This window comes from Paenibacillus qinlingensis, from assembly GCF_013204845.1.
Taxonomy (GTDB): domain Bacteria; phylum Bacillota; class Bacilli; order Paenibacillales; family NBRC-103111; genus Paenibacillus_E; species Paenibacillus_E qinlingensis.
This window is the reverse complement of record NZ_JABMKY010000009.1, coordinates 232783-248823: the sequence shown is the minus strand read 5'-3', so window position 1 is coordinate 248823 and position 16041 is coordinate 232783. Positions and strand designations below refer to the sequence as shown.

The window sequence follows — 16041 nt, the reverse complement described above, 5'->3', positions numbered from 1 at the left end:
TGAGGAAAACTCAGTCGATGGATTCCTCCATCACCGCATCTTCATTTTTATCTTTATGGCTGTTGAACACTTTAATCTTAATATCAGCCTGCTTGCCACGATAGGAAGCTTTTATTGTAGCTGATCCGGGCTTCACAGCTGTGATGACGCCGTTAGTTGTAATAGACGCTACTTTATCGTGGGAAGAGCTGTAGGCCACATCTTGGTTGATGTAGGCATTGACGCCATCGGAGTAAGTTACTTTAAGTGGCGCTTGGTAAGTTTCGCCTTTGACAAGACTGTGCTTGTTCTCGTCGAAGCTGAGACTTGCCACATCCACGACAGATACGATGGACTTAGCGGTTTTACCTTCGAAGCTAGCCGTAATTTCCGTGGTTCCTGCTTTCAATGCGGTAACGTTACCATCTGCGGCAACAGTGGCTACCGATGGATTACTGGAGCTGAATGTAGCTCCAGCGACAACGGCGCTCGACTGATCTGAATAAACGGCGGTCGTTACGGATGCGTGCTTGTCACCAACAACAAGGCGATAGGCAGCAGCATCAAGCTGAATACCTGTGAGGACAGGAGCTGTACGCGTGATGTTTACGGTTTTCTCGTTCGTTTTGCGACCATCTACATAGACGGAAATTTTCACATTATTTACCCCGATTGCGAGATCCACATTCCCGATAAAGTCTCCACTACTGGACACCTCAGCCGGTACGCCGTTCAGAAGAACACGTGGTGTCCCCGTTCCAATCACTTCGACTTCGCCTTTGATCTCTAGATTACGCAGGGCTGTACTCGTACTCTCATAATCCAAATACCCGCGAAGCACGGCCGAACGTACGTCATCACCGACCTTGTAGGTTCTTGCGACCAACTGCCTTCTCGTCCGCACACCAGAAGCATCCAGCGCAGAGATAACGAAGCCGCCTTGTGGAATCACACTGTTATTCGGCGACATAGTAGCCCAGTTCCAGGTAAGCGCCTGCTGCTGGTTCACGACTTTCGTGACTTTTCCTGAGCTGTCCACGATAGCTTCTACACCGAACGTGCTGGTGGCCGTCGTTTGACCGAAGTCATCGGAATAAATGTTGAGATTATTCTCGTTTCGACTCACATTGAAGAGATCACCTTCAAGGAATGACTCCGGACTGCCTGGGATGCTTGAGCCGATTTGATAATCCTTTACATAAGCCACGTCATGGAGCGATGCCTTCACCACGGACCAGTTCACTTGTGAAAGATCGAAGAGCATGAGGCCATTCGATTGCGACAAGCCAGCTTGAAACACGGAACGCTGCAGTGGTGGGTCTTGAATGTTCGCCAAAGCAATACTAGCATACATCGGGACTTCACCGTTCGTTACGATGTTACCCAAGGTAATGTGGTGTTCGATTTCCTTTTGTGTCGTTTGATACGTACCAATCATGAGGAAATCGATGTTGCCTGCATATCCGGTCTGCGCGTATGAGTCCGTATAAAGGCTGTCATCCGGCAGTTGCAAACGGCTGTCGTACTTGAAATTCGGACTGCCCCAATGGACGCCGTTCAAATAGTAAGACTCAAACCAAGAACCCACATAAGCGGAAGAATAGACCTTATGACCTTTCAAAGCGGAGTAACGATCGGTTAGTAAACGAACATCATCCGTAAACGTTTTGATCGTTTGCGAGCGGAACTCCCACCAGTCATTAATGAGCGGACCCGCTTGACGAACATTGTTCACGTAGCTGAAAACATCCGCAGGCCAATTCGTCAGCTGCTTACCCCGAGTAGCAAGAAACGCCTCAAACTTCGTGCGCGTCAAGGGGCTGAAGTCGGCCGTTTCGTTGTCATAGCGGGTACGATCAAGAACTACACCGTCTACATCATAGTTCTTGATCACTTCTTCCATGTTTTTCAGCTCAAAAGCTCTTACGTCATCATTGGCTGGGTTCACGAAAGCAACGAGGGACTTGCCCGATGTATAGTATTTGCTCTCACGCAGACGCAAAATTTGGCCGTTATCCTCAGGACGGTACACATGCTCTTCCCAATCCAGATGCTGGTTCAGCAATCCATACTCGTTGTGTGCAGGCGAGCCTTCAGCAAAAACGTTGAATGCTGCATGAATTTTGATACCAAGCTGATGTCCGTACTTGATAAACTCTTCCAACATATCCAGATTCGGGTTGGCACCCGCACGCGTTGGCGCTGTCATTTGAGAGATGTGCGGACGATTCGTCAAATCGTTCTTCTTATAGTTGGCGAAGCCTTCGACGCCTTTGACATCAAGCGCAATAGCGGTCACACCAGCGTCTTTCGCTTTGGTCAGCATATCACGAATATTTTCTGGCGTTTGCAGTTTGAAAATATTGGTTCCTTGGTCGACCCAGAGGACGACTTCTTTGGCAATACTGGTTTGTTTTTTATAAAACACAACAAGTGTTTTTCGATCATTCTCTACGCCATTCTTAGAGGCGACGACATCAAGGTAATTCACGCCTTCAGCGAGGCCTAACTCACTCTGGAAAGTACCATTCGCTTGCAAAGCAATCGAAGTCTGGTTAACGCGAATCGCATAGGTGATACCTGACTCCAAGTTTTCCAACTTGCCGGAAATCGTCGTTTTCGGCACGGTTACCGTAAACCAATCGTCGTTATCCAGTTTAAGTCGCGCTTGAGGCCCTTGACCCGTCATAAGTGCGGAGACAGGGACCACTTCGCCATTTTTACGCAGCTTAATGAGGTCGCCAACCTTGAAATTTTTGGCTAGATACTGTTTAAAGGTTTTGTTCGCCCAGCTGTCATCATTCGCGACAAGAATGAAGCCGCCTTGAGGGGTCGTCAAGGTTGTCGGTCCTGTCCAGACAGGCACACCGCCGTTAACGGATGGATTGACAACCCGAGTCACATGATTTGTCGCATCGACGACAACACCGATGGAGGTGGTGCCAACGGTAACGGATGTTGCAAATTCCGTTGTGAATAATGCGACATAATCGGTGATTCGACTCATATCCGTATCAATGGCATTGATTTGCTTGCGCGGACCTTCAATATCAATGGTGATATCGACGGGAGCTGCTTCGACTTCAATAAAATCAGTGGGGCTGGTTGCCGCAGATGCGGTTATGGACCAAGAAGAAGCGAGTAGTGTAATCAATAAAGTCATGATTAGCCATTTCGATTGTTTCAATTGGTTTCACATTCCTTCCCTAGAAGCGGATTTCTTCACCTTTTTCGCTAGATTCATAGACACCACATAGTATTTTCATCATCTCAACCCCGTCCTGTACAGGTGATAGAGTCTCCTTTTTACCTTGGCAGACTTCAATAAAGTAATTGATTTCATCCTGAAAGCCGGCAACAAAATCGAAAGAAAGATTATTAATCTGCGGAGTAAGATTCAGAATGGTATCGTACTTCTCTGTAATGATGGATAACTGCGGTTCTAATTCTGCTCCGCCTTTGTCCCCGTATAGCTTAACCGTCAATTCGTCTTCCTTGGCATGAAGCGTAAAGCTAACGTCAACCAGGATCGAAGCACCGTTCTCAAATCGAATGAGGGCATTGGCCAAATCCTCGACTGTATTATGAGTGGGGTCATAATCAGCAGCTTTGTAAAAAGCCAAGTTCTTCACATTGGCACGATTCCCAAGTTTTTTGTAGGTATTACCAGAAATGGATTTGACTTTAGGTCGTCCCATCAAGTACCAGCACAGATCAATCACATGTACACCTACGTCGATCAAAGGGCCGCCACCCGAACGATCCACATCGGAGAACCAGCCACCTGGGTTGCCCAAACGACGAATGCAGGATGCCTTCGCGTAGTAAATGTCGCCGAGCTCGTTGTTATCGAGGAACGATTTGATGATGCGGGTATTGGAAGCGTACCGGCGAACGAAACCGACTTGCAGCGTTTTGCCAGTACGGCGAACTGCATCTTCGACTTCCAACGCCTCTTTCACCGATGTACATAGTGGCTTTTCGGTGAGTACGTTTTTACCAGCCTCCAAGGCGGCAATGGATATTTGGGCATGGCTATTGTTCCATGTACAAATGCTAATAGCATCTATAGCCTCATTTGCTAGCAATTCCTCATAACTTGTATAGATATGTTGGATGCCATATTTCTCAGCTTTTGCTTTTGCGCGTTCCTCGTTCAGATCACAGATGGCATAGAGTTCAGCATCCGGATTCGTATGATACGATTTCAAATGCATTTCGGATATGGAACCTGCGCCAATGACACCAATTCGTATTTTACTCATGAACATGCACCTCTTCTTATGGATGATTAATGTTAGACAGGACGTATCGTAGGCCAAGCCAACTCGATGCCGTAGCTTTCAAGCATAGTCTGGAAAGTGCGAAGCTCAGAAGCCTCATTGCGTACTTCACGTGGCATGATGCCACGATCGATACAGTGACTTGCGAGAAAACCAGCCGCTTCGCCAATATTCCACTCGACAGGATGTAGTCGGTAACATCCATTGGTGATGTGGGTGACACCCAGATTTTTGCATGCTGGCAGCAAATTGTTCATTCGGATCGGAATCAAGCTGCCCAGTGGAATCTGGAAGGGTAGGGAAGAGACATCTATATAATGACGATTGCCCGTACTCGGATGGAGGTCGATGCGGTAACAACCGATACCAACGGAGTCATGGAACTGTTCGGCTTTCCCGTCAGGTCGGCACGCAGTGCTTACATGTTGCTCCAGAACAGTAAATTCGGCTTTAATCCTGCGCGACTCTCGTATGTAGGGATACATAGCCAGCCCATCATCCGTACCGACGATATCTGGACGCAGGCGAAGACCGGGGTAACCTTGCCCGCCATCAGGCCTAGGTGCTTCCGTTTGCAGCCAATAGAGCAAGGATAAGCTGAGCTGTTTTGCATCCCATAGGTGTTGCTCTCGTTCCTCTGCGCTGACATCGATAACTGAGCCTAGCCAGTAGTCGTTCTGCGGCCAATTGACCAATGTAATGTCACCGGGATAAAAGCCTTCCTGGAAGTTCCGACTATCAATAATGCGCCGATAAAAGAATAAAGAGTACTTGTCCGTGCCTTCAAACAGTTCATAGGAGACATGCTCCAACGTGCTCGGACGAACACCCGACCAGCTGAGCAGCCGATCAGGCCAGAAGTCTGCTTTGTACGTTTTCCAGAAGTCATAGCGCTCTGGGCGCGCAATGGTGTGGTCTTCACCTTCGATGTAATCCATGGCGAAACAGTACGTGAATCCCTGCATGTCTTGCGGTAGGGCATCACCATCTACGGCATTTGGCTCGCCAGTCTGACTTTTAGACTCAGCACCTGTCACATATTCCGCACCCGCAAGTGGCAGCACATCGCCACATTCGGTGGCGTCAAGGAAATAAGTACCATGCAGCGTCACGCTCTCGCCGCTCGTTAAGTTGCGAACTGTGACGGAATGAACATCATCACCGTCCACAGATACGGATTCTAGGCGATGGCGAGTTAGAATCTGCAAGCGCCCGCTGTTAACATAGGGAGCCAGCATATCGTGCAGGACGGCTAACGCTGCCCGCGGCTCATGACATAACCGTGAAACGCCGCCATTCCCAGGATTAAGATGTGGTCTTGAACGCGCCTCTGAGGTAAGTGGGAAATGACGGCGGTAATAGTCACGTACACCTTCTCGGAACTGTCGATAACTGCGTGTGCAGCCAAACTGTTCGATCCATGGGTGCTCATCGGGCGGAACGGCTTGGCTCGTTAATTGCCCGCCGATCCAGTCGGTTTCTTCGGTCATGATCACTTTTTTACCGGATTTGGCAGCGGCTAGTGCGGCTGCATATCCGCCAGTTCCACCGCCGATCACGACGATATCAGCTTGGTGGTTGTGCGTATGGGGATTGCTTTTCGTGTTAACCAACGATGATTGTCCCTCCTTTAACCAATTCGCCTGCAGGCATTCACAGGTTATCCCTATTGTATTACAGCTGGTAAATAGCCACAGCGGAGGACCATGACTTCTTTTGGTACTTTAATAACCCATTCGTCGTGAAAAAAAAGGGATTGTACAAGCGAGGGCGAAGATTGATTACCAAACAAGATATTAGTGTATGGATGCGAAATTACCAATAGGGGAGAGATTCTTAATGAATAATCAACAACAATCAAGTGATGTCTTGAAATTGGATGCGAATATGAGCATTCCTGAACTTGATGACCAACAATTGGAATGGTACTCACCGTTAGAGCAACCTTTTTATGTAGCGGGGTTTGGATGGCTTAAGGAGGAGCAACTGTACCGTCGACTGCCCACGAATCCCGCATGGACGCTGCCCGAGGCGGTGGATAACTTAGCGAACTGTACGGCTGGCGGGCAAATTCGATTTACAACGAATGCGGTCTCCCTATCCATTAAGGTGAAGTTGACCAGTGCTGCGAATATGTATCATATGCCCGCAACAGGTCAATGTGGATTCGATTGTTACATTGGAGAGCCAGGTGAACAGTTCTATTACAGTACGACTCGTTATGACTTGAAACAAACCGAATATGAAAGCGTTATGTTTACGGATATGGATCCCACAGATAGAAGCATTACTTTAAATTTTCCACTGTATCAAGGCGTTCAAGAGGTATGGATCGGCTTAAACCCATCTGCACAAATCGCTCCTCCACCAGCTTACGATAACAGTGAAAAGATCCTCTTGTACGGTACTTCCATCACGCAGGGAGGTTGTGCAACCCGTCCTGGCATGGCCTATCCCAATATCCTGTCTAGACGAGTGAATATGGAATTTCTGAATTTAGGATTCTCAGGTAATGGTAAAGGAGAGCCTGAGCTTGCGCACATGGTAGCAGAAATACCAGATCCTGCCTGCCTCGTCTTGGATTATGAAGCAAACTGCGTATCCACGGAGAGCCTGCAAAAGACTTTGCCCGAATTCATTCGTATCTATCGAAATCAACATCCAGATACGCCGATTCTCGTGATTTCTTGTATTACTTATGCGAAAGAAAGATATAGCAAGCAGTTGAAGTTAGAAAAGGAAGAGCGTAAAGGAGTCCAGCTCCGCACGGTCGAACAATTCCGTGAAAATGGAGATGCCAACATCTATTTTTACGATGGATCAACGTTACTAGGGGAAAATGCGCACGAATGCACCGTCGATGGTGTGCATCCGACTGATCTTGGATTTCTTCGTATGGCGGATGGTCTCACTCCTGTTCTCAAGAAAATACTCGCTTAATTGTTTACCGGTTGGTTACGATGGAAGGGGAATGGAAGGATGAAAAGAATGAGGGCAGCTGTTCTAGTCATACTCGCTTGTTGTTCAACTGCTGGCTGCGGCATTCCGAATTTGACCTTGAAGGAAGAGAATAAGGTGGGCACAGCAAGCGAACCTGCTATTCGAATCGTTGTGAACAGCCTGGGTATGAATTTCCCGGAGGGGATGGATGAGAATCATAATCCTTATCTTCGTTATATCGAGAAAAACATTGGTGTTCAGGTCAATGTGACACTCCCTCCGCTCAATGGCTATGATGAAAAGCTAAACGTCATTATGGCGTCTGGCGAGCCCCCGGATTTGCTGAATACAAGCGATCCATCGTGGTTTATCCATTTCGTAAATCAAAAGGCGCTGACGCCTTTGAATGATTATATCGAGAAATACGGCGCCAATCTGAGAGCCAAAATCCCCAAAGAAGCATGGGATAATGTCACCGTGGATGGCAAGATCTATGCAATACCGAGTTTGAACGAGGTGAAAGGAACGGAAATTATCTACGCCAGGAAAGATTGGCTGGATAAGCTTGGGCTGCAGCCTCCTAAGACAATCGAGGAGTATACGGCGGTGATGAAGGCCTTTGCGGAGAGAGATCCGGATGGCAATGGGAAAAGAGATACCTATGGCTTATCCATTCTGGAGCGGCTTCGGAGAACTTCGCCATTACTAGGTGCATTTGGTGTACAAATGAAAGCTTGGTACGAACGAGACGGGAAGTTAGTTTACTCGGGGGTCCTCCCGGAAATGAAGGAGGCACTTCTGTATCTGCGAGGTTTATATGACGATAACGTACTAGACCCCGAATTTCCATTAAATAAAATTGATGTATTGGGTGAAAAAATTGTAAGCGGACGTGTGGGCTTGTTTTCGGCAGCCTGGTCGGACACGCGTTCACATATTGCAGCTAACCGCAAAATCGATCCGAAAGCGGAATGGATTCCTCTGGATTTCCCGATCGGACCTAATGGGAAGCATGGTGTCTACAGCACGTCCAACGTCCGTTCTTACAACGTGATCCCAAACAAGAGCGACAAGGCAGAGGCTGTCGTTAAGTTCTTGGATTTCGTCGCAGGCCCAGGACAAACCAGTTTAAAGCTTGGCTTTGAGAACGAAATTTGGACGAGGGTTAACGGAAAATTGTCCATTCGGTTTGATGAACATACGAAGCACGGCTATCGTGGTATTTATGGTGCGTTGGCGGATATGGCAGATCCAAATGTCACGCGAGATCGGCTGGAGGCTCTAGGTTCACAGTTCCGCCTTTATGATAACATCCAACGGATCGAACAGAATTTGATGGTTGACCGATTCAATGGGCCTCCAACACCAGCTATGGGTAAGCATCAAATTAAGCTGTCTAAGCTGCAAGAGGATACGTTCACGCGAATTATTGCAGGCTTAAGCCCTATAGAGGAGTTCGACGCTTTTGTGAAAAAGTGGAAGGAAGCCGGCGGTGATGAAATTACTGGGGAAGTGAATGAATGGTGGCGAGAAACCAACAAATGATTAGAGAGTTCCTATCCAAAATTCGTAAACTACTAGCCAGTTATATCCAAGTTCGGCTGACGTGGTATTTTCTACTCATTCTACTCCCATTAGCTGGATTTAGTTTGTTTGCCATAGCCAAATCGCAGATGATTCTGGAAGTGCAGACAGGGGAAAGAACACAGGGCGCTCTCCATACAATGACGGATTATCTTGATCTGACCTTGCAAAATATTGAACAGCTGTCTTCCTTAATCGCCTTTGATACGAATGTTAACGCCACACTGCAGTCTGTTGGTCAAGAGCCAGAAAAGCAGTCGTTCGTTCATTTTGCTCAAGTGATGGATCAGATAACAAGTATGACGACGGTCAATCTTATTGTGGACCAAATCACGATTATTCACATGCCTTCACGTACGGTTATTTCCACCAAATTCGGTGGAGGCAAGTTGCCATCCGGGGCTGAGAATCAAGAATGGTATCAGCATTTGATGGAGGCAAACGGAGGGACTATTTTTTTTACACCGCAGGTGGGTGAATCCTACTTCGATGCAGACAGTGTGCATCTGATTCGGACGATGGATCCGTATAACCGTACGTTGATGAATCCGAATTTGCTTATTTTATCTGTCAAAAAGAGTGCTCTGATCGAGCTTGCGAAACCTCTGCTGCCTTCCAAAAATGCGAACATCTATCTCTTCGACAATGACGGAAGATCGATCACAGGCACAGGTGGCAGTGTGAATGCCCAAGTGTGGGAGAAGGTTGAGCAGGTAAGAACGATTCGCAAATCACCCCAAACAGGGACGGAAATGGTAACGATCAGCGTGAAATCGAAGTTATCTGGGTGGTCGCTTATGATGGAGCAGCCTTTATGGGAAATTCGAAGTCATACGGACTCGCTGAAGATTTTTTCTTATGGTATCCTAGTCGTCAGTTTAGTTTTGGCAATTTGGACTTCTTGGATTATTTATCGAGGTATATCTGCGCCGCTGCGCAAATTAGCCTATGGGATGAAGCAGCTCCGTACGGGGAATTTCACCATCCAGCTGGAGGATACCCGAGTAGATGAATTAGGCTATGTAATTGAATCCTTTAACCGAATGGCCGAGAATCAAAAAACACTGATTCGGGATCATTACGAGAAGCAGCTTTTATTGTCCAAAATGGAACTGAAATTTTTGCAATCTCAAATTAATCCGCATTTCCTCTACAACACGTTGGATTCGATTTATTGGACGGCCAAAAACTATGAAGCAGATGAAATTAGTGAAATGGTGTTGAATTTATCGAAATTTTTCCGTTTAAGCTTGAATAAAGGAAATGAGACCTTTACTGTTAAGGAAACGATTGAACATTTGAAGTATTATATTAAAGTGCAGCAATTGCGATTCTTAGATCATTTCACGGTACGCTTCGACATTGCCGAGGAAAGCGCCCATTATCATGTGCTCAAGCTCCTCCTGCAACCTTTGGTAGAAAATGCTGTGCTGCACGGCTTAGAGAAGCAGAGCAGTGGTGGGGAACTTGCCATTTCCTCCTATTTGGATGACGGTCATCTCGTCCTAGAAGTACACGATAATGGCGTCGGTGTCAGCAAGGATAGGCTGAATTATATTTGTGGCAAATTAGAGGAGGCAGCTAGGCAAGCGACCGAAGGTATTACTACGGATATCAAAAAAGAGAAGGATTTGTTCGGATTACGAAATGTTGTCGCACGTATGAAAATGTATTATGGGAATGAATCACAATTTCTATTTGAGAGCGGTTATCATATGGGAACGCGGATTACACTCCGTCTCCCACTGGACATGTGTGAATCACCGATTGAGGAGCAAGCAGGGTAATAGGGTAATGCTGACTTCAATCATTCCACATTATAAATCTAACAAAAAAGAAGATGATGTGATGGGAACAGCATTTAGCTTGAGACGTAAAGCTTTTATGCATAAGCATTTCTCCGGCAAAGTGATGGATTATCAACAGATTATTGGCCTATATATACCGATCCTTATCGATCAGGCATTCCTTGTCGGACTTAATTTGGTGAACATTGCCATGATCAGTTCGTCAGGAGTTGCCGCCGTTAGCGCAGTAAGCATGATTGATTCGCTTCAAATATTTCTGATCAGCGTATTCGTAGCAGTTTCAACAGGTGGAACCGTGGTGGTTGCCCAGTATAAAGGAAGCGGTAATGACGGGATGGTAGCCAAAGCTGCAGCTAGCTCCATTTCCTTGGTGTCGGCATTCGCGCTCGGTATTAGCTTGTTAATGATTGTGTTTCATACGCCAGTCTTAACACTACTGTTTGGGACAGCCTCTCCGGAGGTGTTCGCTTATGCCAAGACCTATCTGATTGGGAGCAGCGTATCTTATGTAGGGATTGCCATTGTAGAGGCTGTTTGCGGCGCATTGAGAGGGATTGGAAAGTCCCGAACGTCGTTGAAACTCTCCTTAATCATGAATTTATCGTATGTACTACTGAATGTGATATGTATCCATTTCTTACAAATGGGGGTACATGGGCTGATCATCGCTGTGAATGTATCTAGATTTCTGGCGGCATTCGTAGCTGTGCTGTATGTGGTGAAATTAGATACGAATTTCCAAATGCGATTGTATGATTTATTGCATGCAAATATCGCTATGATGAAGAAAATTTTATTTATCGGGCTGCCCTTTGCGGCGGAGCAGATGTTCTTTAATGGCGGCAAAATTGTAACGCAAGTGTTTATCGTGAGTCTTGGCACGCATGCTATGGCGACGAATGCAATTGGTGGTACGCTCGCAGGCGTGTTACAGATTCCGGCTGCCGCGTTATCGCTGACTACGGTAACTGTGATTGGACAATGTATGGGGGCGCAAAATGTGAAAGATGCCCGCAAATTTGCCAAATCGTTTCTCTGGCTTGCGTCGTTTACACTCTTCCTGACGGCATTGATCCTCATTCCGTTGTTCAAACCGCTAGTTAGCTTGTTTCACCCACCGGATGATATCCTTAGGGAGCTCTTCATCATCGTGTTGATCAATGCGATTGCGCAGGTGCCACTCTGGCCAATCAGCTTCCTCTTGCCAGCAGCGCTGCGAGCTGCGGGGGATTCCAAATTCACATCCGTAACTTCGATGCTGTCGATGTGGCTGTTCCGGGTCGTTCTGGGCTACGTGCTTGGCATCGTGTTTCATATGGGTATTATTGGTGTGTGGTTAGCGATGAATATCGAATGGGGTGTTCGTGGGCTCATATTCCTATGGCGCTTCAAGGGGAATCAATGGTATCGTCATCGATTGATTGAGCCATCTACGGATACCAAATAAGGAAATCACGAAGTAACGAAGACGCTAAGACAAGAAGACACCAAGATGCAAAGACAAGAAGACACCAAGATGCAAAGACAAGAAGACACCAAGATGCAAAGACAAGAAGACACCTTCCTTGCGAAGGTGTTTTTTCTTGTCTTCGCAGCCCTTTTTTCAAATAAATGTAAAATATACAGTTATTATTGCCGATTTAACAGAGTTTTAGTGAATAGATGGAAAATGTACATTTAAATTAAGCGTAATTGATAGTCTGGTGGATTTTAGCAGAAATTAACTGTAGGAAATCCATCTAGTGCTCACAAATGGTGAGAATCAACAAAAATAACAACATAATATCCATTTATTTGATTTGTGGCGCTGGAGGAAGGTGTGGTTGCGGCAGAAGAGGTAGGAGTAGGAGGCTTAACAATTTGAATTGTTCACTTCTAAGTTGGTACGGTTCATGTTAGTATTGCTACTAAACTAACTTTCGGGTAGTCTTACATAGGATCCGAGAAAATATCGAATTGGATAATTATTCCTTAAAAGGGGGATTGCTATGAATCTGAATCTAACGAGGCATCCTTGGAAGAAGAATGCACTTAGAAGATTGATTCTTTCGTTTATTTGCATTCTGTTACCACTCTATATCCTCAGTATGATTATTTATAATTGGGGGATTCGAACGTTACAGGATGAAATATCCAAATCCATGATCTCGCAGGTATCGGGGTATTTCAGCGGGTTGGAAGAGGAGTTCAAACGCATTCAAACGTTGCAGTACGATGTGTTGAGCGATGATAATTTAAATGCATTAGGAGCTATTCCAGATTCGTTGAATGATATCGAGAAAATGCAAAGCATTCTACGACTTCAGCAGCGACTTAATGCCATTCGCAACAGTTCGACGTATATCAAAGATGTGTACGCTTACATCCCTGCTATTCAAAAAAACGTTTCAGCGCTGACCATATCCTCATTTAACCAGCAAGATTTTGAAAAGTTGAGGAATATTCCATTAACACTGGATTCGCAGGTTATGAATGTGGATGGCAGCATGTATCTTAGCGCTGTATATCCCTTTTCTATGCCTAGCAGTAAAAGAGGTCCGCTCTTCATTGTGGCCATCGAGTTGTCGAAGGAGAAGCTGGAGGAGCATTTGAAATTAATGATTAACTCCCCTGATGAGGGATTAATTTTCAATAGCTCACAGTTTGTTATTACAACCAGTCACGATGCGGCATTCGATAAGCAAATCTCTGCCCATATGTCCAATAACGCGAATATTGGCAATGCACAGAAACTTGTCATTCATGACAAGCATTATTTGGCTGTGTATACGTCATCTGACTTTTTTGGCGCCGTATTGAGCAAATATGTGCCGGAAAACGCAGTCTTTCAACCGCTTCAGAAGTATCGGAGTTGGTTTCTATTATTAGCAGCCGTAGCCCTAGTTATTATTGTTATTTATTCGTTATATGTGTATAAATACATTCATAAACCGCTGGATAAGCTTGTCAAAGCTTTCCGGAAAATCGAGCATGGCGATTTCGATGTTCGCATCGAGCATGCAATTAATGATGAATTCCAGTACATTTATAAGCGGTTTAATGTGATGCTAGGCAATTTGAAATCCTTAATTGACCAAGTGTATAAACAGCAGATTTTAACTCAAAAAGCAGAATTGAAGCAGCTTCAATCACAGATTAACCCGCACTTTCTTTACAATAACCTGTTTATCCTGAGTACGATGGCACGCCTTGGTGATTATGAGAATCTCGAGCAATTTACGAATCAGTTGGGTGAGTATTTTCAATTCGTCACACGCAATAGCTCAGATGAGGTGCCGCTCTGGAAAGAAGTCAATCACGCCAAAGTATATGCGGAAATTCAAACGATGCGATTTTCGAATCGGCTTCGGGTCGAATTCGACGACTTGCCTGAAAATATCGGACACGTCATGGTGCCGAGGTTAATTTTACAGCCAATCATTGAGAATGCATTTGAACACGGTCTAGAGCGGAAGCCAGAGAAAGGCATTTTGCGAGTTCGGCTCCTAAAGGCAGGGAATGAGATTCAGATGATCGTTGAGGATAATGGCGAGGAGCTGGATGGAGAGCGAATTGCGTCGCTTAAGGAGGCATTATCCAATCAAGAAGGGTTGGAGATGACGGGTATTTTGAATATTCACCAACGAATACGTTTGAAGTTTGGTCATACAAGCGGTTTATTGGTGGAGCGCAGTGAATGGGGCGGTATGAAGGCGACGATTGTGATTGATCACAAGAACGGAGGCGTTTAAATGTACAGAGTACTGGTTGTAGACGATGAAATGATTATTGCAGACGGGTTATATGAAGTGCTTCAGACCATTCCACAGTTGGAGTTAGATGTGTATAAAGCCTACTCGGGCATGGAAGCCGTTCGGCAATTCGATCGGACGCGCTTCGATATTGTGCTCACTGACATTCGTATGCCTGGACTGGATGGCTTGCAGCTCTTAGAGAAAATTCGCGAGAGATGGCCGCAATGCCGGGTTATTTTTCTCACAGGATATAATGAATTTTCCTATATTTATTCGGCTATTCAGTATGAGAAGGTAAGCTATTTACTGAAAACTGAAGGATACGAGAAAGTGATTCAGATGGTGGAGCATGCAGTGTCTGAAATTGAAACGGAGCTGCGGGCGCAGTCCTTGCTGAAAATAGCCCAAGAGCAATTAGATAACATGCGCGGGATGCTTCAGAACGAATATGTGAAGCGGATTCTGAATGAACAGCTCGACGTGATGGAGATTCACCAAGCGCAATTTGACGAATTAGCGATATCGTTGAAAGCGGATAAGCCTATTCTCATTATGCTTGGAAGAATTAACAGCTTATCTAGCAGAACAACCTATTCGGAAAAGTCTAAGCAGTTATATAGGATCAAGATGATCGCCGAACAGTATTTGTCTTCGCATGTGTCTTTTGTCGATACTGTGAATGAGCATATGGATCTGATTTGGCTGATTCAGCCACTCAAGGATAATTTGGATAAAGAGGGATGGGAGCGAACGCTGACCTTCGTAAAAGGAAATCTGGAGTTGGTGCAGGCGGCCTGTCGGGAGTCTGTCGGTGAGTTATTGTCCTTTGTATTGGATGACAGTACGGTGGCGTGGGCCGATGCAGCAGAACGGTTCGCGACATTAACGATGTTGATGAATTATCGTATTGGTCAGGGCAGTGGGATGCTCCTGCTGGACAAGCAAATGGTGGAGCAAGAGCTACAGCAGTCTGACAGCAGCCACCGGGAGAAATCGCAGATCCGCCATGCTAAATTGGAGCAGCTCGCTGATCAATTAGAACATGGGCAACGGATGGAGTTCAGCAAGACGCTGCTTGCTTGTGCCGATTCGCTGAAGGAGATCGATAGTATGCATGATGTTCCTGCACAAGAACTTTATTATTCCATCGGCTTGGTCTTCTTATCCTATATGAATCGTTGGAATTTGGTTGAGACGGTTGCAACCAAAATCGGTTTGCATAAGCTCATGCAGCCGGGAGAGCATGAGTCTTGGGCGATGGCTTTTGAGTATCTAGCCCGTGTGGAAGACATTCTGTTCAATCTTCAGAATCAAGAGGAAGAGCGTAGGGCGAATGCGATTATTTCCTTGATTCAGAAGCATATTAAGGAAAATCTTCATAATCCAGATGAAGTTTCGCTGGTGAAATTAGCGGAATTAGTGTATTTTAATCCGTCTTATTTATCACGTTTATTTAAACAGGTAACAGGAAGCAATTTATCCGATTATATTTCTTCGACACGTATGACAAGAGCGAAGAGTCTTCTAGAGAATCCGAATATTAAAATTCAAGAAGTCGCTGAGCAAGTCGGTTATGGAACAGCGACGAACTTTACGAGATATTTTCGCAAGATTACACATATGACTCCTCTGGAGTATCGGACCTCGATATTCAACAAGTAAACAAGTGATTCAAATGTAAAGACATGAATATTGAATGCCGATTGATTGCGC

At 45.6% G+C, this 16041-nt stretch carries 9 protein-coding genes; 6 read left to right on the top strand and 3 right to left on the bottom strand.

The features are described from left to right. Positions 1 to 10 precede the first annotated feature (10 nt). The 3 genes from HQN88_RS18375 to HQN88_RS18365 are packed head-to-tail and all read right to left on the bottom strand — an operon-like array spanning position 11 to position 5875. Positions 11 to 3166, bottom strand: coding sequence for an Ig-like domain-containing protein (locus HQN88_RS18375; RefSeq protein ID WP_173115135.1), 3156 nt, complete (start codon positions 3164 to 3166; stop codon positions 11 to 13). A 19-nt stretch (positions 3167 to 3185) separates the two neighbouring features. Further along, positions 3186 to 4244, bottom strand: a complete 1059-nt coding sequence (locus HQN88_RS18370; protein ID WP_173115132.1) for a Gfo/Idh/MocA family protein — start codon at positions 4242 to 4244, stop codon at positions 3186 to 3188. A 32-nt stretch (positions 4245 to 4276) separates the two neighbouring features. Further along, positions 4277 to 5875 (bottom strand): FAD-dependent oxidoreductase, encoded by a 1599-nt coding sequence (locus HQN88_RS18365; RefSeq protein WP_173115129.1) that lies wholly within the window; start codon positions 5873 to 5875, stop codon positions 4277 to 4279. A gap of 226 nt (positions 5876 to 6101) precedes the next feature. Here HQN88_RS18365 and HQN88_RS18360 point away from each other — a divergent pair, with 226 nt between their 5' ends. The 6 genes from HQN88_RS18360 (at position 6102) to HQN88_RS18335 (ending at position 15990) form a co-directional block, all read left to right on the top strand. Beyond that, positions 6102 to 7202 carry an SGNH/GDSL hydrolase family protein gene (locus HQN88_RS18360; protein ID WP_173115126.1) on the top strand — a complete coding sequence of 367 codons (1101 nt, stop codon included), beginning with the start codon at positions 6102 to 6104 and terminating at the stop codon, positions 7200 to 7202. 39 nt (positions 7203 to 7241) lie between these two features. Beyond that, positions 7242 to 8747, top strand: coding sequence for an extracellular solute-binding protein (locus tag HQN88_RS18355; protein WP_246320309.1), 1506 nt, complete (start codon positions 7242 to 7244; stop codon positions 8745 to 8747). Then, positions 8723 to 10573: a cache domain-containing sensor histidine kinase gene (locus tag HQN88_RS18350; protein WP_173115123.1), complete on the top strand. Its 1851-nt coding sequence runs from the start codon at positions 8723 to 8725 to the stop codon at positions 10571 to 10573. The genes HQN88_RS18355 and HQN88_RS18350 overlap by 25 nt, the downstream gene beginning before the upstream one ends. Positions 10574 to 10634: 61 nt before the next feature. Then, a complete protein-coding gene (locus HQN88_RS18345) occupies positions 10635 to 12041 on the top strand; it encodes an MATE family efflux transporter (RefSeq protein ID WP_173115219.1) in 1407 nt (468 codons plus the stop codon). A 541-nt stretch (positions 12042 to 12582) separates the two neighbouring features. Continuing rightward, on the top strand, positions 12583 to 14325 hold the full coding sequence (locus HQN88_RS18340) for a sensor histidine kinase (protein WP_173115120.1): 1743 nt from the start codon (positions 12583 to 12585) through the stop codon (positions 14323 to 14325). Next, positions 14326 to 15990 (top strand): response regulator transcription factor, encoded by a 1665-nt coding sequence (locus tag HQN88_RS18335; protein ID WP_173115117.1) that lies wholly within the window; start codon positions 14326 to 14328, stop codon positions 15988 to 15990. The last annotated feature ends 51 nt before the right edge of the window (positions 15991 to 16041 follow it).